This is a genomic window from Microbispora sp. NPDC049125, assembly GCF_040802045.1.
Classification (GTDB): Bacteria; Actinomycetota; Actinomycetes; order Streptosporangiales; family Streptosporangiaceae; genus Microbispora.
Map to the genome: position 1 here is coordinate 1 of NZ_JBEZDW010000031.1, position 22,487 is coordinate 22,487.

The 22,487-nt window shown below is 71.1% G+C and carries 16 protein-coding genes; 3 read left to right on the forward strand and 13 right to left on the reverse strand.

Translation table 11 applies throughout. The features are described 5' to 3' along the window. Window positions 1-119: 119 nt before the first annotated feature. The 6 genes from ilvC to AB0B72_RS29210 form a co-directional block, all read right to left on the reverse strand. Complete coding sequence (gene ilvC, locus AB0B72_RS29185) at window positions 120-1,112, reverse strand: ketol-acid reductoisomerase (RefSeq protein ID WP_367742425.1); 993 nt, start codon at window positions 1,110-1,112, stop codon at window positions 120-122. 64 nt (window positions 1,113-1,176) lie between these two features. Further along, window positions 1,177-1,701, reverse strand: coding sequence for an acetolactate synthase small subunit (gene ilvN, locus AB0B72_RS29190; protein WP_367742325.1), 525 nt, complete (start codon window positions 1,699-1,701; stop codon window positions 1,177-1,179). Then, on the reverse strand, window positions 1,698-3,443 hold the full coding sequence (locus AB0B72_RS29195) for an acetolactate synthase large subunit (RefSeq protein ID WP_367742326.1): 1,746 nt from the start codon (window positions 3,441-3,443) through the stop codon (window positions 1,698-1,700). The genes ilvN and AB0B72_RS29195 overlap by 4 nt, the downstream gene beginning before the upstream one ends. Before the next feature lie 457 nt (window positions 3,444-3,900). Then, window positions 3,901-6,753 (reverse strand): putative bifunctional diguanylate cyclase/phosphodiesterase, encoded by a 2,853-nt coding sequence (locus tag AB0B72_RS29200; RefSeq protein ID WP_367742327.1) that lies wholly within the window; start codon window positions 6,751-6,753, stop codon window positions 3,901-3,903. Between the two features lie 186 nt (window positions 6,754-6,939). Continuing rightward, complete coding sequence (locus AB0B72_RS29205; protein WP_367742329.1) at window positions 6,940-7,860, reverse strand: 2-hydroxyacid dehydrogenase; 921 nt, start codon at window positions 7,858-7,860, stop codon at window positions 6,940-6,942. 210 nt (window positions 7,861-8,070) lie between these two features. Continuing rightward, complete coding sequence (locus AB0B72_RS29210) at window positions 8,071-8,934, reverse strand: SDR family oxidoreductase (protein ID WP_367742331.1); 864 nt, start codon at window positions 8,932-8,934, stop codon at window positions 8,071-8,073. 87 nt (window positions 8,935-9,021) lie between these two features. Between AB0B72_RS29210 and AB0B72_RS29215 the strand changes: the two genes are divergently transcribed. Next, a complete protein-coding gene (locus AB0B72_RS29215) occupies window positions 9,022-9,762 on the forward strand; it encodes a TetR/AcrR family transcriptional regulator (RefSeq protein ID WP_367742334.1) in 741 nt (246 codons plus the stop codon). A 135-nt stretch (window positions 9,763-9,897) separates the two neighbouring features. Further along, window positions 9,898-11,106: a sorbosone dehydrogenase family protein gene (locus AB0B72_RS29220; protein ID WP_367742335.1), complete on the forward strand. Its 1,209-nt coding sequence runs from the start codon at window positions 9,898-9,900 to the stop codon at window positions 11,104-11,106. On the opposite strand, the gene AB0B72_RS29225 is transcribed toward AB0B72_RS29220, so the two are convergent. The 7 genes from AB0B72_RS29225 to AB0B72_RS29255 all read right to left on the reverse strand — a co-directional run bounded on the left by AB0B72_RS29225 (window position 11,092) and on the right by AB0B72_RS29255 (window position 20,729). Beyond that, window positions 11,092-13,041, reverse strand: a complete 1,950-nt coding sequence (locus tag AB0B72_RS29225) for a VanW family protein (RefSeq protein ID WP_367742336.1) — start codon at window positions 13,039-13,041, stop codon at window positions 11,092-11,094. The two genes, AB0B72_RS29220 and AB0B72_RS29225, sit on opposite strands and share 15 nt — an antisense overlap. Before the next feature lie 270 nt (window positions 13,042-13,311). Continuing rightward, a complete protein-coding gene (gatB, locus tag AB0B72_RS29230) occupies window positions 13,312-14,820 on the reverse strand; it encodes an Asp-tRNA(Asn)/Glu-tRNA(Gln) amidotransferase subunit GatB (protein ID WP_367742339.1) in 1,509 nt (502 codons plus the stop codon). After that, window positions 14,813-15,304: a hypothetical protein gene (locus AB0B72_RS29235; protein WP_367742341.1), complete on the reverse strand. Its 492-nt coding sequence runs from the start codon at window positions 15,302-15,304 to the stop codon at window positions 14,813-14,815. The genes gatB and AB0B72_RS29235 overlap by 8 nt, the downstream gene beginning before the upstream one ends. Beyond that, window positions 15,304-16,563, reverse strand: coding sequence for an AAA family ATPase (locus AB0B72_RS29240; protein ID WP_367742342.1), 1,260 nt, complete (start codon window positions 16,561-16,563; stop codon window positions 15,304-15,306). Before AB0B72_RS29240 ends, AB0B72_RS29235 begins: the two co-directional genes overlap by 1 nt. Before the next feature lie 27 nt (window positions 16,564-16,590). Further along, window positions 16,591-18,081, reverse strand: a complete 1,491-nt coding sequence (gene gatA / locus AB0B72_RS29245; protein ID WP_367742343.1) for an Asp-tRNA(Asn)/Glu-tRNA(Gln) amidotransferase subunit GatA — start codon at window positions 18,079-18,081, stop codon at window positions 16,591-16,593. A gap of 31 nt (window positions 18,082-18,112) precedes the next feature. Further along, window positions 18,113-18,412 (reverse strand): Asp-tRNA(Asn)/Glu-tRNA(Gln) amidotransferase subunit GatC, encoded by a 300-nt coding sequence (gene gatC / locus AB0B72_RS29250; protein WP_367742345.1) that lies wholly within the window; start codon window positions 18,410-18,412, stop codon window positions 18,113-18,115. A 172-nt stretch (window positions 18,413-18,584) separates the two neighbouring features. Beyond that, window positions 18,585-20,729: a putative bifunctional diguanylate cyclase/phosphodiesterase gene (locus AB0B72_RS29255; protein ID WP_367742346.1), complete on the reverse strand. Its 2,145-nt coding sequence runs from the start codon at window positions 20,727-20,729 to the stop codon at window positions 18,585-18,587. A 292-nt stretch (window positions 20,730-21,021) separates the two neighbouring features. Here AB0B72_RS29255 and AB0B72_RS29260 point away from each other — a divergent pair, with 292 nt between their 5' ends. Further along, complete coding sequence (locus AB0B72_RS29260) at window positions 21,022-22,452, forward strand: glycoside hydrolase family 6 protein (RefSeq protein ID WP_367742347.1); 1,431 nt, start codon at window positions 21,022-21,024, stop codon at window positions 22,450-22,452. Window positions 22,453-22,487: the final 35 nt, after the last annotated feature.

The following is a 22,487-nucleotide window of genomic DNA, read 5'->3' on the forward strand; positions in this document are numbered from 1 at the left end:
GCGTCCCCGCGGGGTCCCGGGGGCGCGCCGCCCCCCCCCCGGGGGGGGCGCCGCGGCGACGTTCAGGACTGAGCCTTCAGAACTGCAACATCAGAACTGGACCTTCAACGTCCGGGCCTTCAGGACTGGGCGTTCTTGAGCCAGCTCATCATCGGGCGGAGCTTCGCGCCGGTCTCCTCGATCGGGTGCCCGGCCATCTCCTCGCGGTACTTGTTGAAGTTGGCCTGCCCGGAGTCGAACTCCTCGACCAGCTCGCGCGCGAAGCGGCCGTCCTGGACCTCGTCCAGGATGCGGCGCATCTCCTTCTTCGTCTCCGCCGTGACCAGGCGCGGGCCACGGCTGTAACCGCCGTACTCCGCGGTGTCGGAGACCGACCAGTACATCTTCGAGATGCCGCCCTCGTACATCAGGTCGACGATCAGCTTCATCTCGTGGAGGCACTCGAAGTACGCGACCTCGGGCTGGTAGCCCGCCTCGATCAGCGTCTCGAACCCGGCCTTGATCAGCTCGGAGACGCCGCCGCACAGCACCGCCTGCTCACCGAACAGGTCGGTCTCGGTCTCCTCGGTGAAGGTCGTCTTCAGCGCGCCGGCCCGGGTGCCGCCGATGCCCTTGGCGTACGACAGGACCAGCGGCCAGGCGCCACCCGTCGCGTCGCGCTCGACGGCGACGAGACAGGGCACGCCGCGGCCGGCGGCGTACTGGCGGCGGACGAGGTGGCCGGGGCCCTTGGGCGCGACCATGGCGACGTCGACGCCCTCCGGCGCCTCGATCAGGCCGTACCGGATGTTCAGGCCGTGGCCGAAGAACAGCGCGTCGCCCTCGACCAGGTTCGGCGCCACGTGCTCCGCGTACAGGTGCCGCTGGATGTGGTCCGGGGCGAGGATCATCGTGAGGTCGGCCTCTTCGACGGCCTCACCCGGCGTCAGCACGCGCAGCCCGTCCGCCTCGGCCTTCTCCCGGCTCTTCGAGCCCTCGGGAAGGCCGACCCGCACGTCCACGCCGGAGTCGCGCAGGCTCAGGGCGTGCGCGTGGCCCTGGCTGCCGTATCCGAGGACGGCGACGTGGCGGCCCTGGATGATCGACAGGTCGGCGTCGTCGTCGTAGAAGATCTCAGTCACTTGCTTACCTTTCGCAGAATGTCGTCCGATTGCTCGAACCGCTCGAACCGCGCGGCTATGCGCTGCGGTCGAGCGCCCGAAGCGAACGATCGGTGATGGAACGGGCGCCGCGGCCGACGGCCACCATGCCCGACTGCACGAGCTCCTTGATGCCGTACGGCTCAAGGACCCGGACGAACGCCTCCAGCTTGTCGGTCGTGCCCGTGACCTCGATGGTCACCGCGTCGGTGGCGACGTCGACACAGCGGGCCCGGAACAGGTTGACCAGCTCCAGGACGTGGGACCGGCTCTCCGCGTCGGTCCTCACCTTGATCAACATCAGCTCGCGCTGCACCGACTGGACCGAGTCCAGCTCGACGATCTTGATGACGTTGACCAGCTTGTTGAGCTGCTTGGTGACCTGCTCCAGCGGGAGCTCCTCCACGTTGACGACGATCGTCATCCGGGAGATGTCGTCGTGCTCCGTGGGGCCGACGGCCAGCGAGTCGATGTTGAACCCCCGGCGGCTGAACAGCGCCGCCACCCGGGCCAGCACGCCCGGCTTGTTCTCCACCAGAACGGACAGCGTGTGCCTGCTCATTCGTCGCCCTCCCACTTCGGCGCCATGTCGCGGGCGTACTTGATGTCGTCGTTGCTCGTGCCGGCGGCGACCATGGGCCAGACCATGGCGTCCTGGTGGACGACGAAGTCGACCACGACCGGAACGTCGTTGATCTCCATGGCCTTCTGGATGGTCGCGTCGACGTCCTCGGGACGCTCACACCGCAGGCCGACACAACCGTACGCCTCGGCCAGCTTCACGAAGTCCGGAATCCGCTTGACCCTGTTCAGGTCGCTGTTGGAGTACCGCTCGTCGTAGAACAGCGTCTGCCACTGCCTGATCATGCCGAGGTTGCCGTTGTTGATGACCGCCACCTTGATCGGCACGCCCTCGATGGCGCAGGTGGCCAGCTCCTGGTTGGTCATCTGGAAGCAGCCGTCGCCGTCGATGCACCACACCGTGGCGTCCGGCATGCCCATCTTTGCGCCCATCGCGGCCGGGACGGCGAAGCCCATCGTGCCGGCGCCGCCCGAGTTGATGAACGTCCCCGGCTTCTCGTAGCCGATGAACTGCGCCGCCCACATCTGGTGCTGGCCGACGCCCGCGACGTAGTACGCGTCCGGGCCGACGAGCGCGCTCAGCCGCTCCATGACGTACTGCGGGGCCAGGGAGCCGTCCTCGTACTGGTCGTAGCCCAGCGGGTAGGTCTCCTTGTAGCCGTTGAGGAGCCGCCACCAGTCGGCGTAGTCGCCCTTGCGGCCCTCGTTGTGCTCGTTGCGCACCACGGTGACCAGGTCGCCGATCACCTCGCGGCAGTCGCCCACGATCGGGACGTCCGCGTGGCGGTTCTTGGAGATCTCCGCCGGGTCGATGTCGGCGTGGATGACCTTGGCGTTCGGCGCGAAGCTGGACAGCTGGCCGGTCACGCGGTCGTCGAACCGGGTGCCGAGGGCGATCAGCAGGTCCGAGCGCTGCAGGGTCCCGACCGCCGAGACGCTGCCGTGCATGCCCGGCATTCCCATGTGCTGGGGGTGGCTGTCGGGGAACGTGCCGCGGGCCATCAGCGTGGTGACCACCGGGATGCCGGTCAGCTCGGCCAGCTCCAGAAGCTCCGCCGAGGCTCCGGCCTTGTGGACGCCGCCGCCGACGTACAGCACCGGCCGCTTCGCCTCGCGCATCAGCCGGGCGGCCTCGCGGATCTGCTTGGAGTGCGGCCGGGTCACCGGACGGTAGCCGGGCAGCTGCATGACGGGTGGCCAGACGAACGTCGTGAGGGCCTGGAGCGCGTCCTTGGCGATGTCCACCAGCACCGGCCCGGGGCGGCCGGTCGCGGCGATGTGGAACGCCTCCGCGATCGTACGAGGGATGTCCTCGGCCTTGGTGACGAGGAAGTTGTGCTTGGTGATCGGCATGGTGATGCCGGAGATGTCCGCCTCCTGGAAGGCGTCGGTGCCGATCAGGGGGCTGGAGACCTGGCCCGTGATCGCCACCATCGGCACGGAGTCCATGTACGCGTCCGCGATCGGGGTGACCAGGTTGGTGGCCCCCGGGCCGCTGGTCGCCATGCAGACCCCGACGCGACCGGTCGCCTGCGCGTACCCCTCGGCCGCGTGGCCGGCGCCCTGCTCGTGCCGTACAAGCACGTGCCGGACCTTGGTCGAGTCGTAGAGGGGATCGTACGCGGGGAGGATGGCCCCGCCCGGGATCCCGAACACCGTGTCGACCCCGACCTGCTCCAGCGCCCTCACGAGGGCCTGGGCACCTGTCATCTGTTCGGTCATCGGCTCGTTCCTTGTGGCTGAGCGTGTGTGGCTGGGTGGCTGCTGGCATAAAAAATGCCCCGTCCGCCGGGGGCGGAGCTGGGGCGCGCGCAGGACCGAGGGCTTCGTCAGGCTGCGCGCCTGCGAAGTACTACGAGGATCCCACCGCTATGCATGGCTCCACCTTGTCCGATGGACCGCCCCTACGTCAAATCATGTGGGACGCCAATCTCACCATCCGGACTCTACTCGATTGCGCTCGCTTCGCTCGCGCGGGCTCGGGGCGCCCTTGAGGCCGCTTGATCGTGCCGAAGGCGCGTCATCAACACAGCCCTCGTCGCGCTCTGGTCGCTTCGCTCCCGCGCGCTCCTCAGTCCAGACACGGCCGCGCCCCTCACGTGACAGTTGCACGCCGCACCACACCTCGCGCGGGCTCGGGGCGCCCGTGAAGGCCTCGTGACGGCCGGGCGCCTGCGGGCTACGCGGTGTTCTGGAGGGGGCTGCCCATGAGGGTGTCGATCTCGCGGGCGGTCATGGGGCGGGCCACGAGGTAGCCCTGACCGCGGGTGCAGCCCATCTCACGCAGCAGCTCCAGCTGCTCCGCGCGCTCGATGCCCTCGGCGACGACGACGAGACCGAGGTCGTGGCCGAGCCGTACGATCGTGCGGGTCAGCAGGGTGACGGTCTCGTCGCTGCCCAGCCCGGAGACGAACGACGGATCGATCTTGATCATGTCCACGGGAAGCTGGCGGAGGAACGCCAGCGAGGCGTATCCCGTGCCGAAGTCGTCGATGGCGAGCCGTACGCCGAGGGCGCGCAGCTCCGACAGCTTGGTGATGGTGTCGCCGGCGTCCTCGACCAGCATCTCCTCGATGACTTCGAGGGTGAGCGCGCTGGCCGGCAGCCCGCTTTCCGCCAGGGCCTCCGAGACGGTCTCGACGAATCGCGGAGCGGTGATCTGGCGTGTGGACAGGTTGAGCGACAGGCCGATGTCCCACGAGGAGGCCCGCCACGCCGCGACCTCGCGGCACGCCTCGCGGAGGATCCACTCGCTCAGCGGCACGATGATCCCGGTGTCCTCGGCGGGCCCGAGGAACTGCTCGGGCGGCACGATGGTGCCGCCCCGCCACCACCGGACCAGCGCCTCGACCGCCGTGACACGGGAGGTCGCCAGGTCCACGATCGGCTGGTACTCGACGGCGAACTGGTTTTCCAGCAGCGCCTTCTGGAGGTCGGTGGAGATCTCCAGGCGGCGTACGACGTCGGCGTGCATGTGGGTGGCGAAGACCTCCACCCGGCGGCCGCCGAGCTCCTTGGCCCGGGACATCGCGACGTCGGCGTTGCGGAGCAGGTCGCCGGCGGGCAGCCCCTCTTCGGCGAAGGCGACGCCGACGCTGGCCGTCAGCGCGACGTCCCTGTCGGCCACCCGGAACGGCTCGGAGGAGACCGCACGGACGAGGCGCTCGGCGAGGTCGATGGCGGTCTGGGCGTCGGTGCCCCCGGCGGGGCCGCCCTCCAGCAGCACGGCGAACTCGTCGCCGCCCCAGCGGGCCAGCGTGTCGTCGGCCCGTACGGCGGAGCGCAGCCTGCGGGCCGCCTGGCCGAGCAGGTAGTCGCCGCTGGCGTGGCCGACGGAGTCGTTCACCGCGGTGAAGCCGTCGAGGTCGAGGAAGATCACGGCGGTGCGGCTGGCGTCCCGCCGGGTGAGGACGTCGCGGGCGCGCTCCTCGAAGTAGGCCCGGTTGGGCAGCCCGGTCACCCCGTCGTGGAACGTCAGGTGGGTGACCTGGTTGCGCAGCGCGACCTGGTCGCTGAGGTCCCGGACGGTCACCAGGATGAGATCGTCGCCGCGGACGTGGCGGGTCGCGACGGACTCGGTGGGCCGCCAGGTGCCGTCGGAGGCGCGGACCCGGCAGGCGACCCGGCAGCTGTGGCGGTCCGGCATCTCGTCGTCGCCGGCCGTCTGGCGCAGCAGGGCCTGGACTCCCGGCACGTCCTCCGGGTGGATGTAGTCGAAGATCGGACGGCAGACGACGTCTTCGGGGCGGTAGCCGTAGGTCGCCTCGACGCCGGGGCCGATCTCCTGGACGACGCCGTCGTGGTCGCAGACGAGCACGACGTCGCCGGTGTTCTCGGCGAGCTGGCGCAGCTGCTGCTCACCCACGTCGACCAGTCGGCGCATCCCGGCGGTCTCGACGAGGAGCACGAACAGCCGGCCGAGCAGCACGAGGACTGCGGAGGCGGCCACGACGGACAACGCGGCGTCGCGGCCCGAGCTGACGGCGTGGACCGTCACCACCACGGTGGCCACGGCGGCGAGGACGAGCGGGGTGGCGGTCAGCGCGGCCGGGAGCGGACGGCGGACCCTGTCACGCTCCGCCCAGGGGGCGACGGCGAGCACCAGGAAGGCGGCCGGCGCGACCAGACCGGTCGCCAGCGGCGGCGTGTCGCCGTCGAGCCGGGCGAGGGCCGTGGCGATCTCGGCCACCGTTATGGCCGCGAGCACGCCGACGCCGGTGAGGCCGACGATCCGGTTGCCCGAGCGGGAGGCGACCACCGCGGGCGCGACCGCGCACGCGGCGAGGAGGCAGACGATCGGCAGAGCGAGCGTCACGAAGAACGTGCCCGGCTCGTGGGCTCTTCGGAAGGCCGGTCCCAGTACGGCGACCCAGGCCACCACGAAGATGGACGCGGCGGCCAGATGGGCGTCGGCCGCCTGGCGCAGCACACCCCTGGTGTACGCCGGAGGTTTGACCGACAGCCCTGAGCCGATGGCCAGCAGCAGCGCCCCGACCAGCATCAACAGGTCGGCGAAGGTGAGCACGAAGGGGGTGCCGTCGGCGGCCGGGCGGACGCCGACGCCGAGCAGCCAGGTCAGCGAGCCCGCCGACAGCCACCGCCAGGCGGCCGGCTGACGCCGGTGGCGCGGCGCGACCCGGAAGGCCGCCGTGACCAGGGAGACGGCCGCGAGCAGGCCGGTGACGACCCCGGCGACGGCGGCGACGACGGAGGAGGAGCCGCCTGAGAACAGGGCGGCTGCGACCGCCACCGCGCCGAGCCCGGCCGCTGCGGTGAGGAAGACCCGGGGGTCACGCCTGGCGTTCACGCCTGTCGCCTCTGTGGTTGTCGCCGCTGTCGTTGTCGCCTCCGCGGTTTCCGCGTCGGCCGTCGAGCCGGTGCCCGCCGCCGTTCCTGCCGGCGAGTCCGCCGCCGTGCCCGGAACCGATCGCGTCACCGCCTCGACCACGGCGAGCCCGGGGGCCGCCGTACCCGTCGCCGGCGAGGCGGGGGGTGAAGCGGCGTCGTCGCGTTCGGTGGGGTGTGCCGTCACTGCCCCTCCCGTTCTCGACTCGGCTTTACTCTCCCTGTCACATGGCCAGTGTGCGCATAGCCGCTGATCCACAGTGGGACAACCGCCGAGTCGTCACCGATCTGATAACCAGCCGTGCACGATGAGCATCACCGTACGCACCCCAGGTCACGGGGCAGCCACGTTCCGGAATCCTTAGCGGAGCGGTCAGTAATGCCCGGTGATCATGTTATCGAGCCGCCGGCCCGTGGCGTACCGGATGATCTGTTCGCGCACCAGCGCGCGGACGCGCCGTCTGGACGCGGGAGTGCTGCCCGCGACGTGCGGGGTGATGAAGACGCCGGGGGCGGTCCACAGCGGGTGGTCCGGCGGCAGCGGCTCGGCCGGGGTGACGTCGAGCGCGGCGCGCAGGCGGCCGGCGCGCAGCTCGGCGACCAAGGCGCCGGCGTCGACGACCGATCCTCGCGCCGCGTTCACCAGGACCGCGCCATCCTTCATGCGGGCGAGGAACTCCGCGTCGACCAGCCCGGCGGTGGAGGCGGTCGCGGGCACGAGCAGCACGACGACGTCGGCCGCCGGCAGCAGCGCGGGCAGCTCGTCCTCTCCGTGCACGCCCTCCCTGGTGGTCCGCGCCACCCGGACGATCTCCACCTCGAACCCGGTGAGGCGCCGTTCGAGGGCCTCCCCGATCGAGCCGTACCCGACGATGAGCACAGTGGAGTCGGCGAGGACCCCGGTGTGGTGGTAGGTCCACTCCCGGCGCGCCTGGGCGGCGGCGAACTCGGGAAAGTCGCGGAGCACCGCGATCATGGCGCCGACGGCCCACTCGGCCGTGCCGGCGTCGTGCACGCCGCGCGCGTTGCAGAGCACCGCGTGCTCAGGCACGTGCGGCAGGTACGGCTCGACACCGGCGGTCACGGTCTGCAGCAGGCGCAGCTTCTCCATGCGGCGCAGCAGGCCGGGGATGTCGGGCACCGGGACGAGCGGCGGCACCCACACTTCGACCTCCTCGGGCGGGCCGGGCAGGGGCCCTTTCCCGTCGTAGACCGAGCATTCGGCGGCAGGTAGCCCTTCGGGCAGGTGGGACAGCGCGTCGGCGATCTCTTCGGAGGCGACCCAGATCTTCACGAGGTCCAACTTAAACGCGCCGGCCATGCCTTCGTCGTACCGGATGGGACGCTCGTCCCGATCGACCGGGTGGCGGCGGATCGGCCGTACCACTCGGGCAAGAAGCCGTACCGCTCGGGGCGAGAACCGGAGGGAGCCGCCACGCCCGCTCATGCCGAGATGAGTGCGATGTGGCCGCCCAGGTGGGCGGCCACATCCGGAAGGGCAGGTTCACGGCTGGGTGGTGAGTTCCTCCACTACCGAACGGACCGGCGTGGCAGGGCGCTGGAGGAGCTTCTCGAGCTCCGGACCGGTGGTGGAGAACTCCCCTCGGCGTGCCGCGTGGAACATGCCGAGCAGCATGTTCGCCTGATCCGCCGGTACGCCGTGGCCGATCATGGCGGCTGTCCACTCCGCGTCGTCGGCGACGACGCGGCGGATGGTGCGTCCGGTGAGTTCGGTGACGATGCCGGCGATGTCTGCGAGGTCGAGCGCGTCCGGTGCGGTCAGCGGCGGGGTCGGACCGTCGAACCGGCCGTCGTCGGCGAGGATGATCGCTGCCGTTTCTGCGAGGTCGGCGTGCGTGGTCCAGGATATGGGCCCGTCGGCCGGCGCGACGAGTTCGCCGGTTTCGAGCGCCCGGCCGAGCAGGTGCCGGATGGTGTCGGCGTAGAACCCGTTCCGCAGGGCCGTGAACGGTGTGCCCGTCTTGGACAGGTAGCGCTCGGTCGCGGCATGGTCGGGCATCGGAGCGAAGAGCGAATCCTCGGCGGCGCCCTGGTGACTGGTGTAGAGGATGCGCTCGACGCCGGCCTCACGCGCGGCGTCGATCGCCGCGACGTGCTGGGCGATCGCCGCCTCACCCGTCTGATCGACGGAGACGATGAGCACCTGCGTCGCGCCCTCGAACGCGTCCGCGAGGGAGCCGGGGTCGGTGAAGTCGCCACGCCGCACGCGTACCCCGCGTGCGGCCAGGTCGCCGGCGCGGCCGGTGTCGCGGACGCTCACGCCGACCCGGTCCGCCGGGACCCGATCGAGCAGCCGGTCGACGATTTGGGAGCCGAGCCGGCCGGTGCCGCCAGTAACGATGATCATGATTTACGCCTCCTGCTAACGATGTAATAGGAAATACGCTACCACTGTTAGCAACATTGATAGCAAGAGTGCGTTATCATTGGAAGCATGGCCGAGGTGAGGGCGGACAGTGCCGGCAGGCACAAGACGCGAACCAACATCGTGGAGTGCGCGGCGCAGCTCCTGCGTGAGCAGGGCGCGAGCGCGGTCACCACCCGTGCGGTCGCGCAGGCGGCCGGCATGCAGGCGCCGACCATCTATCGGTTCTTCGAGGACAAGGACGCGCTGCTCGACGCCGTCGCGGAACACGTCTTCGCCACCTACGTCGCCGGGAAGACCCTGGCCGAGGACAGCGGCGACCCCATCGAAGTTCTTCGGACGGGGTGGGACACGCATATCGGCTTCGGCCTCGCCAACGCGGCGCTGTTCGGTCTCCTCACCGACCCCGGCCGCGGGGCTCGTTCACCGGCGGCCGCCGCCGGCTTGGAAGTTCTGCGCGCCCGGGTGCACCGCGTCGCGGCGATCGGCCGGCTCCGGGTCTCGGAAAGGCGCGCCGTCGAACTCATTCACGCCGCCGGCACCGGCGTCGTGCTCACCTTGCTCGCCACCCCGCCGGAACACCGGGACCTCGGCCTCGCGGACACGATGTACGAGGCGGTGATGCGATCGATCCTCACCGACATGCCGACGCTTCCCGCGGACGACGCGACCGCGGCCACTGTCGCATTCCGGGCCGTCGCGCCGAAGCTCACAATGCTCACCGACGCCGAGCGCGCCCTGCTGGCCGAGTGGCTGGATCGGGCCGGCGACGGTTCCGGCACGCCCGGCGCCTTCGCCGGCACTGACTGAGACGCTGTTGGGTGTCCTGCCGGCGGTCCGGCCCCCGTCACCGCGGCGGCATCGACGGCTCACCGTATGAGACGACCTCTTAGGGAACCTTCTCCCCGGGCAGCGAGTATGGGATGGGACGAGGAGGTCGAAATCATGGTCGGACGTGGCCCGGAGGCGCGCTCACGCCGGTGGTCGAGGACGCTGGCCGCGGTGGTCATGGCGTGCACCGTGCTCGCCGCGTGCACCGCGCTCGCCGCGTGCTCCGCGGAGACGGGAGGCGGCGCGGCGGGAGGCGGCGCGGCGGGAGGCGGCGCGGCGGGAGGTGGCGCGGTCGGCGGCGGCGCCCCGGAGGCGGGAGCGACGACCCCCGCACCCGAGGGGACGGCGGCGGCGCCGGGCCGGCCGCGCACCCTGGTGACAGGCCTGGAGGTGCCCTGGGCCATCGCGTTCCTGCCGGGCGGCGACGCCCTGGTGACCGAGCGGGACTCGGCGCGACTCCTGCGGGTCACCCCCGCGGGCAAGGCCACCGAGGTGGGCAGGATCGAGGAGGCGTCCCCCAGCGGCGAGGGGGGCCTGCTGGGCGTGGCCGTCTCCCCCACCTACAGGAACGATCACTATGTCTTCGTGTACGTCACCTCCTCTCAGGACAACCGGGTGGTGCGGTACCGCTACGACGGCCGGCTGTCCGACCCCGTCGCGATCGTCACGGGCATCCCGAAGGGCGGCATCCACAACGGCGGCCGCCTCGCGTTCGGCCCCGACGGGAGCCTGTACGCCTCGACCGGCGAGACCGGTGACCGGCCCCTGGCCCAGGACAAGGGTGCGCTCGGCGGCAAGATCCTCCGCATGACCATGGACGGCAAGCCTGCGCCGGGCAACCCCTTCGGCACGCTCGTCTGGTCGTACGGCCACCGGAACGTGCAGGGCATGGCCTGGGACGACCGTGGCCGCATGTACGCCACCGAGTTCGGCCAGAACACCTTCGACGAGGTCAACCTGATCGAGAAGGGGCGCAACTACGGCTGGCCGGAGGTCGAAGGCGTGGGCGGGCGGAAGGAGTACGCCGACCCGCTGCTGACCTGGTCGACCGGCGAGGCCTCACCGTCCGGGCTGGCGTACGCGGGAGGGTCGCTGTGGGCGGCGGCGCTGCGCGGCGAGCGGCTGTGGCAGATCCCGCTGCGCGCCGACGGCGGGGCGGGCCGTCCGGTGGCCCGGTACGCCGGCGACTACGGCAGGCTCAGGGCCGTCGCGACGGCCCCCGACGGGACGCTGTGGGTGAGCACCAGCAACCGGGACGGGCGGGGCTCTCCCCGCCCGGGCGACGACCGCATCCTGGTCCTGCGCCCGTCACCCGCCGGATGACGGGCAGACCACCGCCGCCCGGGGCTGGTAGACGGCGCGGAACGACTGGCGGTCGACCATCTCGCCGTTCTGCTTGAGGACCCGTGTGACCTCCGCGGTGAACCCGGCCTGCCCGGCCTGGGGCACGCAGGCGCCGCCTCCCCTCACCGCGGGCAGCCGGTCATGCTCGGTCTTCACCGGGTCCCCGAGCTCGACGTCGAACCGCTTGGTGCTCCACAACCGGAACGTCAGAGAGCTTCCCTTGACGGACGCCTGCACGAGCACGCCGTACGGCGAGTCGTTCTTCCAGACGAGGTCGGGGCCGGGGTAGGAGACGGCGGCCTCCAGGCCCGCGGGGAGCTGCTGGGTGTGCACGTCGGGTGGCGTGTACTCGACGACCTCGAGTCCGGCGCGGACCACGGCGTTCAGCATGGCGGTGCCGTACTGCGACATCCCGGGCACGTCGAGGCCGGCCTGCCCGCGGACCATCGTCGGACCGGCCCCGCTGAACCCCGCGGCGCCGTCGCGCCGGCCGAGGAACCTGTTGAGCGAGAACGTCTCCCCGGGCTTGACGAGGTGGTCGTCGACGAGCCGGGCGGCGGTCGCGATGTTGGCCGTCCGCTGCACGCAGCAGGCGAACGAGGTCGTGTAGCGGCCGACCTCCTCCTTCACTCCCATCCGCAGCGCGTCGTCGTCGCCGACGCGTGGCGGCCCGCTTGTCACCGTCGCGGTGACCGTACGGCTCTCGCCGTCGAGCGCCGCGAGCAGGTCGGTGGCGAGGCGGCCGGTGTCGATGGTCTTGCCGGGCGCGGCGTGCACCAGCGCCGGCTTGCCGTCCTTGACGACGAAGGCGGCGTCGCGGGCGGTCTCCGCGGGGTCGATCAGGCGCCTTTCCAGGTCGGCCGCCACCGCTTCGGCGTCGAACTCGTGCCGCAGCCTGTGCCCCTCCGGTACGAAGGTGAGGTTCGCGGCCAGCGTGGCGGGGTCGATCTGGGCGGAGGCCGTCCCCGTGGTCACCGTGACGGGCGCGGCCACCGCCCGCCTCGCCCACTCCACCGCGTGGCGCACCTCGCTCCGGGTCACCTGCGGCGCGGTGCGCACCACAGCCACCGGGACGATCGTGTCCGGGCTCAGGTAGGCCTTCTGGATGGCGTTCGCCACCGCCGCTCTGTCGATCTTGCGGTCCACCTGCGGGTAGGTGGGCACGGGGGTGAGCCCGTGGAAGGTGACGCCCCCTTCGTGACCCGGATTGTCCAGGGCGGCCGCCACTTCGTCGGCGATCGTCGCGTCCAGCTTGACCCGATCGACCGACACGACCGGCCCGATCTCACGGCTGCCGGTGAGCGCGGTCCAGACCTGCGCCGGGCTGGGGAACGCGCTGGACGCGCGGGACACGGTGGCGTCCACGTCGAGTGACAGCCCGGCGTGCTGCGGGTCGACGGTGAGCCGGCGCATGCCCTGCCTGACGATGATCGGCGCGTGGGTCTGGGCGTAGAGGCGATCGCCGAGCGTGGCCCTCGCCTCGGCCACGCGCTGGCCGCCGATGTCCACGCCGAGGACGGTCGTGCCGGGCGGGATCCGCCCGGCCATCGAGACGCCCGGCACGAGGTAGGCCAGCAGGAGCAGCGTGAACAAGACGATGAGGGCATTGCGCAGGGTGCGCCCCTGAGGCAGCGGCTCGGGGCCGATGTAGACGACCGGGGGCTCCTCGCGGATCGTCTTGTCGGCGACGGGCCACGGCTCCACAGGCTGGGGGGGCGGCGGCAGGCTGCTCTCGGGGGCGATCCTTGCGGCGGCGATCGGCGGCGGAGTGATCTCGCCGAAGATGTCGGCCGACACCCCTTTGGGGAGCGAGGCCACGCCGGGGCGGACCGGGTGCCTGTGGGGAGAAACGACCGGAGGCGCCGCCGCGGACGGATCCGTCGGCGGGTCGATGGACGCTCCGGCGTTCCGCACGCCTCGGTCTCCTCAGGCTCAAGGGCAACTTCGCTCAGTTAACCCTAAAGCACCCACTGCTGGATATGTCATAAAACCATGACCTCCAGTAGGGCAATGCAACATTAGCCAGAGTGGTATGCCCGGGCCGGCCACATCACTGCCGCGGGTCGCGTCCGTATCCGACGGAAGGCCCGCCAAGTGCGAGGGCGGGCCTTCTCGTCATACGGATGTCCATTCGGCTGCGACGGTGTCTCCCACCTGCCGTCACGGCGCGGCGGGCGGCCCCGGCTACCCCTCTACGCCGAGCTTCTCCAGGATCAGCTCACGCGCCCGGCCGGCGTCGGCCTTGCCCCGGCTGGCCTTCATCACGCCGCCGACCAGAGCGCCCACCGCCGCGATCTTGCCGCTCCGCACCTTGTCCGCGGCGTCGGCGTTGCCGGCGAGGACCTGGTCGATGATGGCCGACAGCTCGCCCTCGTCGTTGACGATCCGCAGACCCCGCTTCTCGACCACGTCGTCCGGGCCGCCCTCGCCCGCCAAAACGCCTTCGAGCACCTGGCGGGCCAGCTTGTCGTTCAGCGCGCCGGAGGCGACCAGCTCGGCCACCCGGGCCACCTGCCCCGGCGTGATCGGCAGGTCGGCCAGCGGGGCGCCGGACTCGTTGGCCCGGCGGGCCAGCTCGCCCATCCACCACTTGCGCGCGTCAGCGGCCGGCGCGCCGGCCGCCACGGTCGCCTCCACCAGGTCGATCGCGTCGGCGTTGTGCATCGCGGCCATGTCCAGGTCGGACACACCCCACTCCGCCTGCAGGCGGGAGCGGCGCGCGGACGGCGGCTCGGGCAGCGTGGCCCGCAGCGACTCCACCCACGCGGGGTCGGGGGCGATGGGCAGCAGGTCGGGCTCGGGGAAGTAGCGGTAGTCCTGCGCCTCCTCCTTGGACCGGCCGGACGTGGTGGCCCCCGTGTCCTCGTGGAAGTGCCGCGTCTCCTGGATGATCCGGCCGCCGGCGGCGAGGATGCCCGCCTGGCGCTCGATCTCCCCTCGCACCGCCCGCTCGACGCTGCGCAGCGAGTTGACGTTCTTGGTCTCCGTACGGGTGCCCCACTCGGACGCCCCTCGCGGCATCAGCGAGACGTTGACGTCGCAGCGCAGCGAGCCCTGCTCCATCCGGACGTCGGACACGCCGAGGGAGCGCATCACCTCGCGCAGCTCCGTGACGTACGCCCTGGCGACCTCGGGGGCGAGCCTGCCGGTCCCCGGGATGGGCTTGGTGACGATCTCGACGAGCGGGATGCCGGCCCGGTTGTAGTCGACGATCGAGTAGTCGGCGCCGTGGATCCGGCCCGTCGCACCGCCGACGTGGGTCGACTTCCCGGTGTCCTCCTCCAGGTGGACGCGCTCGATCTCCACCCTGATCGTCTTGCCGTCCACCTGGACGTCCAGGTAGCCGTCCGTGCACAGCGGCTCGTCGTACTGGCTGATCTGGTAGTTCTTCGGCATGTCCGGATAGAAGTAGTTCTTCCGGGCGAACCTGCACCACGTGGCGATGGAGCAGTTCAGAGCGAGACCCATCCGGATCGTCGACTCGATCGCCTTCTCGTTGGCCACCGGCAGCGACCCGGGCAGAGCCAGGCACACCGGGCAGACGTGCGTGTTCGGCGGCGCGCCGAACTCCGTCGGGCAGCCGCAGAACATCTTCGACGCGGTGCCCAGCTCGACGTGCGTCTCCAGCCCGAGAACCGGCTCGAAGCGCTCCAGCGCCTCGTCATACGGCATGAGCGTCGCGATATCAGCCATGCTGGTAACCCAGTCCTTCCAATGCTTCAGTCATGTCGTTCCACCATTGCCGGAAGGCGGGCACCTTCCTGAGTACGCCGATGTCGGCCGTCTCCGCCACCGTCACGTAGAGCGCACGCAGCACGCCGCTCTTGCTCGGGTTGATCCCGGCCTCGTCCCTCAGCAGCGTCTCGATGACGGCCTTGGGGTCGGGGCAGGACTCCACACCCGGCCCGGAATCCGGCGCCCGTCCGAGCCTGCGCACGTTGAGCGCCTTCACCAGAGCCGTCCGGTCGGCGAGCACCCACGCCTCGGTCTCCCGCATCGGCACGACGGGGACCAGAGGCTCCGGGAACCCGCCCGCGACCCAAGTCTGCCGCATGCGCTTCACAACCGGGTCGGACTTGGTGGCCGGTGCGCCGTCGTGGTGGTAGAGGACGACGTCGAACGCGCCCCGTTCCCCTCCCAGGGCCTCCCTGACCAGCACGCAGCTCAGGCTCCGCATCAGACCGGCTCCTCCACCCCGGTCCTGAACCTGTCGAGCTCCGACTCCGTGATCCGCGGCCACCTCTCCTCTTCGACGCGGACCGGCCCGCCGCCCTCCCTCAGCCGCCTCACCCGGCTCACCCGGCTGGCGACCCCGCCCTCGATGAGGGTGGTCATGTCCAGGAAGGCGATGTTCGCGCGGGGCACGACGTCAAGCACGACCGGAGAGTGGCTCGTGAAGACCACCTGGCGGCCGAAGGGTGCTCCGCCCTTCTCGCCGGGCTGGGAAGGCTCGGGCAGGTCCGTGACCAGGCCGCGCGCCAAGTCGAGCAACTGCCGCAGTCTTTCCGGGAACACCCCGTTCTCCGGCTCCTCCACAGCGAGCGTCCCGCGGTCGTGGAGTGCGGCCAGAACGGCCAGCATGCGGAGCGTGCCGTCGGATGCGGACTCCGCGTCCAGTCCCTCGTCGTACGGCGAGGAGAATTCAAGCCGGACATCCCTGCGGCGCTCGTCCTCGACGATCTCGAAGTCGCTGATCTCCCGGACCAGGCCGACAAGGTGCATCTTGATCTCGCCGACCACCCCGAGCGGCCGGTTCTCCGATGCCGTCTCCCGCGCCAGGGAGCGGAGATGGTTGGGCAGGTTGCGCCCGGTCGATTCCATCCGCCGGGGGCCGCCGATCTCGCTCGCCCGGCGCAGAGAGCCGGCTTCGAGATGCAGCGACCGCACCTCCTTCAGCTCCCGCCGGACTTCGCGCAGAGTCGCCCGTTCCTCATTCGACAGCCCCTCGGAAATCTCCAACGGAGCGAGCGACCCCATCGACTCGGCCAACGGGGGGAGAACCGACCGTGGGTCGCGCTCTGGCGCCGGAGTCCGGACAACCGGCCTGTCTTCCCTCAACGGCACCGGCAGGAGGCGCTGGTCCTCGACGTTGATCCCCTCAAGGGCACCCTGCGGCTCGGCCCAGGCGAGCCCCAGTTCGTAGCGCCAATGACGGTGCTTCACATCAGACTCGGGAAGCAGGAACTCGACGGCGAAGCTCATACGGTCGACCCGGGTGCCGTCGCCGCGCCTGCGGAACAGGCCCCGGGCGTCGCCGCGTACCTCCGTCACGGTCGCGTCCACACCTCGGGTGGCGGCGGTGGCGACAAAGGTGAGGGCGTCCAGGAGGTTGGACTTGCCGCTGGCGTTGGTGCCGATGAGGACGAGGAACGGCGGCAGGTCGAGGGCGAAGTCCTGGAAGGACTTGAAGCCGTCGATCTCGATGCGGGTGATCATGCCGCCGTTCCTCCCCTCCGCGACCTTCTAGAGCGCGGGCGCCCTGGACAGCAGGGAGCCGCCCCAGCGGCTCTCGAACGCCTGCTCGACGGCCGCGCCGACGCGGTAGCACCGGTCGTCCCCGAGAACCGGCGCCATGATCTGCAGGCCGACCGGCAGCCCGTCCTCGTCGGCCAGGCCGCAGGGGACGGAGATGGCGGCGTTGCCCGCCAGGTTGCTCGGGATCGTGCACAGGTCCGCGAGGTACATGGCCATCGGGTCGTCGGCCCGCTCCCCGATCGGGAACGCCGTCGTCGGCGTCGTCGGCGAGACCAGCACGTCGACCTGGTGGAAGGCCGCCTCGAAGTCACGCGAGATCAGCGTGCGGACCTTCTGCGCCTGCCCGTAGTAGGCGTCGTAGTAGCCCGACGACAGGGCGTACGTGCCGAGCATGATGCGCCGCTTGACCTCGGGCCCGAAGCCGGCGGCCCGGGTCAGGGCCATGACCTCCTCGGCGCTGCGGGAGCCGTCGTCGCCGACGCGCAGGCCGTACCGCATGGCGTCGAAGCGGGCGAGGTTCGACGAGCACTCCGACGGCGCGATCAGGTAGTACGCGGGCAGCGCGTACTCGAACGCGGGGCAGGACACCTCGACGACCTTGGCGCCGAGCGACTCCAGCAGCTCGACCGCCTCCTGGAACCGGGCGAGCACGCCGGGCTGGTAGCCGTCGCCGCCGAACTCCTTGACCACGCCGACCCGCATGCCGGCGACGTCCGCCTGGCGGGCGGCCTCGACCACCGGCGGGACCGGCGCGTCGATCGACGTCGAGTCCATCGGGTCGTGCCCGGAGAACGCCTCCTGCAGCAGTGCGGCGTCGAGCACGTTGCGCGCGAACGGCCCCGGCGTGTCGAGCGACGACGCGAACGCGATCAGCCCGTACCGGGACGAGCCGCCGTAGGTCGGCTTCATGCCGACGATGCCGGTCACGGCGGCGGGCTGCCGGATGGAGCCGCCGGTGTCCGTACCGGTGGAAAGCGGCGCCTCGTAGGCCGACACGGCCGCGGACGACCCGCCGGACGAGCCGCCCGGGATGCGGGACAGGTCCCACGGGTTGCGAGTGGGGCCGTACGCCGAGTTCTCCGTGGAGGAGCCCATCGCGAACTCGTCCAGGTTCGTCTTGCCCAGGATGACCAGCCCGGCCTCGCGGAGGCGGCGTGTCACCGTCGCGTCATACGGCGGGCGCCAGCCTTCGAGGATCTTGGAACCAGCGGTCGTCGGCATGCCGGTGGTGGTGAAGACGTCCTTGTGGGCGATCGGCACGCCGGCCAGCGGGCCGGGCGTCTCGCCGCGGGCGATGCGCTCGTCGACGTCGCGGGCCTGGGCCAGCGCCGACTCGGCGTCGACGTGGAGGAAGGCGTGGATGTCGCCGTCGACCTCCGCGATGCGGTCGAGGTGGGCCTGGGCGACCTCCACGGCGGAGGCCTCACCTGAGGCGATCAGCCTGCCCAGCTCGGCGGCGGTCTTGTGGATGAGGCTCATGCGGACTCCCCCATGGGCGTGCGTCGGCGGCTCACGCTTCCTCCCCCAGGATCCTGGGCACGCGGAACCGGTCGTCCTCCACGGCGGGCGCTCCGGCCAGGGCGTCCTGCGGCGTGAGGCTGGGCCGTACCTCGTCGGGGCGGAACACGTTGGTCAGCGGCAGCGCGTGCGAGGACGGCGGAATGTCGTCGGCAGCGACCTCGGAGACGCGGGCCACCGCCCCGACGATCTGGTCGAGCTGGGCGGCGAAGTGGTCGAGCTCATCGTCGGCCAGCGCCAGCCGGGACAGCCGGGCGAGGTGAGCGACCTGATCGCGGGTTATGGCGGACATGAGTCGTCGAACCCGTTTCATGGATGGAGATTGGACCTTCTCATCCTAGGGCTCGTCCCCGAGCGCGGCCGACGCATTACTCCTGGCGGGTCCCCGTGGCGCCCGGCACTCCTGGCGGGTCCCCGTGGCGCCCCGGCCCGTTCTCCCGCGTACGGAGCCCTGCGCCGCAGCCTCAGTGCGGGGCCAGCCGCGCGCCGTCGGCGGCGTGGGCGGTGAACGAGGCGCTCAGGCGGCCGCGCAGCCAGACGGTGGCCTCGGCGGCCGGCATGGGCTTGGCGAGCCACCATCCCTGACCGGCCTGGCAGCCCATCTTCCGCAGGAGCTGTGCGATCTCATGCGACTCGACGCCCTCCGCCACCGAGCGCAGCCCGAGCGACCTGACCAGGTCGATGATCGACCGGACGATCCGCTCGTCGTCGGCCGACTCGCCCAGCCGCCGGACGAACGACGCGTCGATCTTGACCTCCGACACCGGGAGCCGCTGGAGGCGGACCAGCGACGAGTAGCCGGTGCCGAAGTCGTCGAGCGAGAGCTGGATGCCCAGTGCGGCGAGCGCGCGTATGGTCTCCGCGCTGTACGCCTGATCGGTCATCAAGATCCGCTCGGTCACCTCCAGCTGGATCGCTTCGGCGGGTAACTCCAGTTTGTCCAGCCCGGCCTCGAGCTGCTCGGGGAGGCTGGAGTCGAGGAGGTCGCGGGCGGTCACGTTGACCGAGATCGGCACGTCCATGCCCGCGTGCCACCACCGGGCCGCCTGCTGCAGGGCCCGCTGGATGACGTGCTGGGTGAGCTCGCGCATGAGGTACGACTGCTCGGCCAGCGGGATGAACTCGCCGGGCGAGACCGGGCCGCGGACGGGATGCCACCAGCGCAGCAGCGCCTCCACGCTCTCCACCCGGCCGTCGTCGAGGCTGACCTTGGGCTGGTAGTGGAGGTCGAGCTGGTCGGAGTCGATCGCCCGCCGCAGGTCGCCCAGCAGGCTCAGCCGCTCGGGGGAGTTGCGGTCTTTGGCCGGAAGGTAGAACTCGACGCCGGTGCGCCCCTCCTTGGCCAGGTACATCGCCACGTCGGACCGCTGCATCAGCAGCTCGAAGTCGGGCGCGTGGTCCGGGTAGAGCGCGATGCCGATCGAGGCGTCCAGGTCGAACGTCATCCCCTCCAGGCGTACGGGCTCGGTAAGGGCGACCCGGAGCCGGGACGCGACCTCCTTGGCCGCCTGCGCGTCCCTGATGGACGGCAGCAGCACGGCGAACTCGTCGCCGCCGAGCCGGGCCACGACGTCGCCCGGGCGCACGCTGTGGGTCAGGCGGTGGGCCACGAGCTGCAGCAGCCGGTCCCCGACGGGGTGGCCGAGCGTGTCGTTGACCTCCTTGAAGCGGTCCAGGTCGAGCAGGAGCAGGCCGACCCGCTCGTGCCGCCGGGCCTCGGCCAGCGCCTCCTCCGTACGCAGGATGAGCATCTTGCGGTTGGGCAGGCCGGTGAGACCGTCGTGGGTCGCCTGGTGGTCGCGGCGCAGGGAGAGCGTCGCGGTGAAGTAGACGGCGGTCAGCGGGGCGATGAAGAGCGGCACCAGGGCCGACGAGTGCGCCATGACCACCACCACCAGCGGCGCCAGCCCGAGCAGGGCGCCGTACACCAGCGCCTGGGGGCCGATCGACGCCTTGAGCACGCGGATGACGGGCCTGCGCTCGTGCAGCGCCACCGCGCCGCAGACCAGCGCGGCGCGGACCGCGAAGTATGCCAGCCCCGCCAGGACGATGGCGGGGATGTCCATGCCGTCCGGCGTCCACGGCGAGGCGGGCCTGGGGTGGATCCCGAACGCGCCGAACGTGACGGCCGCCGCCGTGCAGGCGAGCGTGACCTGCGCCAGGTTGAACATCACGCGATGCGGGGCCCGGCGGTGCACCAGGCCGCTGACCAGCACCGCCACCGCCTGCAGCAGCGCCGCCGTCGGCAGGCCGTGGTACATGATGACGGCGAACGTGAACATCGTCGAGGTCGGGGTGCCCCCGACGATCGTCGAGGAGGTGACCGCGACCGGCCGGAGCTCTCCGAGCACCACCAGGGTCGCCAGCATCCAGAACAGCGGCGTCCGCCCCACCTCGGCCAGGTCGCCGGCGCCGAAGCGCACCTGCGCGACGATCAGCGCGGTCAGGCCGACGGCGATGACCGCGGTGAGGTAGGCCCACAGGGGCGTCCCCGGGCGCGGGCCGGTGTCACGGGTGTCCATGGGCCGGTTGAGCTCAGGGATCTCGGCGGTGGGCAGAAGCGCGCGCGGCCATCCGGCGAGCGGCGTGAGGCTGCGAGAAAGCGTCATAGGTAAGAAACCCCCCAAGAGGTCACTATCGGAGGGTACGACCTCTGGGCCACTTCGCGAAACCGGTTGGGCACTGTCCGTCACCGAATATTTCGTCTGATCCCCCGATTTCACCCCGCATGAGCCTCACGGTGAAAGTTTCACATGCGTGAACCTGCCCGTTCGGGCGCTGCCTGCGGGTTTTACGTTGACACGTCAGCCGAATGGGTGCCGGGCCTTCTGCCACCTCATCCTCCTCCCTACCATCCGAGGGACTGTGGGAGCGCTCCCACATTACCGGACGGAGTATTTGATGTCTCGCAGAAGGCGCATGACGGCGGCATTGGTCGCCGCGACCGCCACGGTCGCGGTGGGGGTCGCCGTCCTCACCTCGTCCGCCGCTCAGGCCGCCGACTCGGCGTTCTACGTGGACCCGCAGACCAACGCGGCCAAGTGGGTGGCCGCCAACCCCGGTGACAGCCGCGCCCAGGTCATCCGTGACCGGGTCGCCGCCGTCCCGCAGGGCCGCTGGTTCGCCAGCTACAACCCCTCGACCGTCCGCGGCCAGGTCGACGCGTACGTCGGCGCGGCCGCGGCCGCCGGCAAGATCCCGATCATGGTCGTGTACGAGATGCCGAACCGCGACTGCGGCGGCGCGAGCGCCGGCGGCGCGCCCGACCACGCCTCATACCGCTCCTGGATCGACCAGATCGCCCTCGGCCTCGGCGGCCGTCCGGCGACGATCATCCTGGAGCCCGACGCACTGTCGATCATGCCCAACTGCATGAGCTCCTCCCAGCAGGCCGAGGTGCAGGCCTCCATGGCGTACGCCGGCAAGAAGTTCCGCGCCACGTCCTCACAGGTCAAGGTGTACTTCGACGCGGGCCACGACGCCTGGGTCGGGGCCTCCGACATGGCCAACCGGCTGCGCGGCGCCGACGTGGCCAACAGCGCGAACGGCATCGCGCTCAACACCTCGAACTACCGGTCCACTCCCGGCCTGGTCTCGTACGCCAAGAGCGTCATCGCGGCGACCGGGGTGAACGGCCTGAAGGCGGTCATCGACACCAGCCGCAACGGCAACGGCCCTTCGGGCAGCGAATGGTGCGACCCGGCCGGCCGGGCGACGGGCACGTGGAGCACGACGAACACCGGCGACTCGGCCATCGACGCGTTCCTCTGGGTGAAGCCTCCGGGCGAGTCGGACGGCTGCATCGCCCCGGCAGGCCAGTTCGTGCCGCAGCGGGCCTACGACCTGGCGATCGCGGCGCCGTACACGCCGAACCCCACGCCGACCCCGACTCGGACCCCCACACCGACCCCCACACCGACCCCGACTCCCACACCGACGCCGACCCCCACACCGACGCCCACTCCCACGCCTACGCCGAGCCCCTCACCGAGCCCCTCGCCGAGCCCCTCACCGACGTTCAACGGCGACAAGGGCTGCACGGCCGTCTACAAGGTGGTCAACCCGTGGCAGGGCGGCTTCCAGGGTGAGGTCACCGTCACGAGCGCGGGCACGGCGGCGATCACCAACTGGACGGTGAAGTGGAACATGCCCAGCGGGCAGTCCATCACCCAGGCGTGGAATGCCAACCTCACCGGCAGCACCAGCATCACGGCCTCGAACCTGAACTGGAACGGCAACCTGGCGCCTGGCGCCAGCACCTCGTTCGGCTTCCTCGGCAGCTCCAGCGGGACCCCCAGCACCCCCTCCCCCCTGGTCTGCACCACTTCCTGACCCTCTGAGTCCCTGCGTGCCGTACGGCTCCCCGC

Bases quoted from the DNA above. Each gene is read 5' to 3' on its own strand.
- ilvN (WP_367742325.1), bottom strand. From the start codon at position 1,701: ATGAGCAGGCACACGCTGTCCGTTCTGGTGGAGAACAAGCCGGGCGTG.
- AB0B72_RS29195 (WP_367742326.1), bottom strand. From the start codon at position 3,443: ATGACCGAACAGATGACAGGTGCCCAGGCCCTCGTGAGGGCGCTGGAG.
- AB0B72_RS29210 (WP_367742331.1), bottom strand. From the start codon at position 8,934: ATGATCATCGTTACTGGCGGCACCGGCCGGCTCGGCTCCCAAATCGTC.
- AB0B72_RS29215 (WP_367742334.1), top strand. From the start codon at position 9,022: ATGGCCGAGGTGAGGGCGGACAGTGCCGGCAGGCACAAGACGCGAACC.
- AB0B72_RS29220 (WP_367742335.1), top strand. From the start codon at position 9,898: ATGGTCGGACGTGGCCCGGAGGCGCGCTCACGCCGGTGGTCGAGGACG.
- gatB (WP_367742339.1), bottom strand. From the start codon at position 14,820: ATGGCTGATATCGCGACGCTCATGCCGTATGACGAGGCGCTGGAGCGC.
- AB0B72_RS29235 (WP_367742341.1), bottom strand. From the start codon at position 15,304: ATGCGGAGCCTGAGCTGCGTGCTGGTCAGGGAGGCCCTGGGAGGGGAA.
- AB0B72_RS29240 (WP_367742342.1), bottom strand. From the start codon at position 16,563: ATGATCACCCGCATCGAGATCGACGGCTTCAAGTCCTTCCAGGACTTC.
- gatA (WP_367742343.1), bottom strand. From the start codon at position 18,081: ATGAGCCTCATCCACAAGACCGCCGCCGAGCTGGGCAGGCTGATCGCC.
- gatC (WP_367742345.1), bottom strand. From the start codon at position 18,412: ATGTCCGCCATAACCCGCGATCAGGTCGCTCACCTCGCCCGGCTGTCC.
- AB0B72_RS29255 (WP_367742346.1), bottom strand. From the start codon at position 20,729: ATGACGCTTTCTCGCAGCCTCACGCCGCTCGCCGGATGGCCGCGCGCG.
- AB0B72_RS29260 (WP_367742347.1), top strand. From the start codon at position 21,022: ATGTCTCGCAGAAGGCGCATGACGGCGGCATTGGTCGCCGCGACCGCC.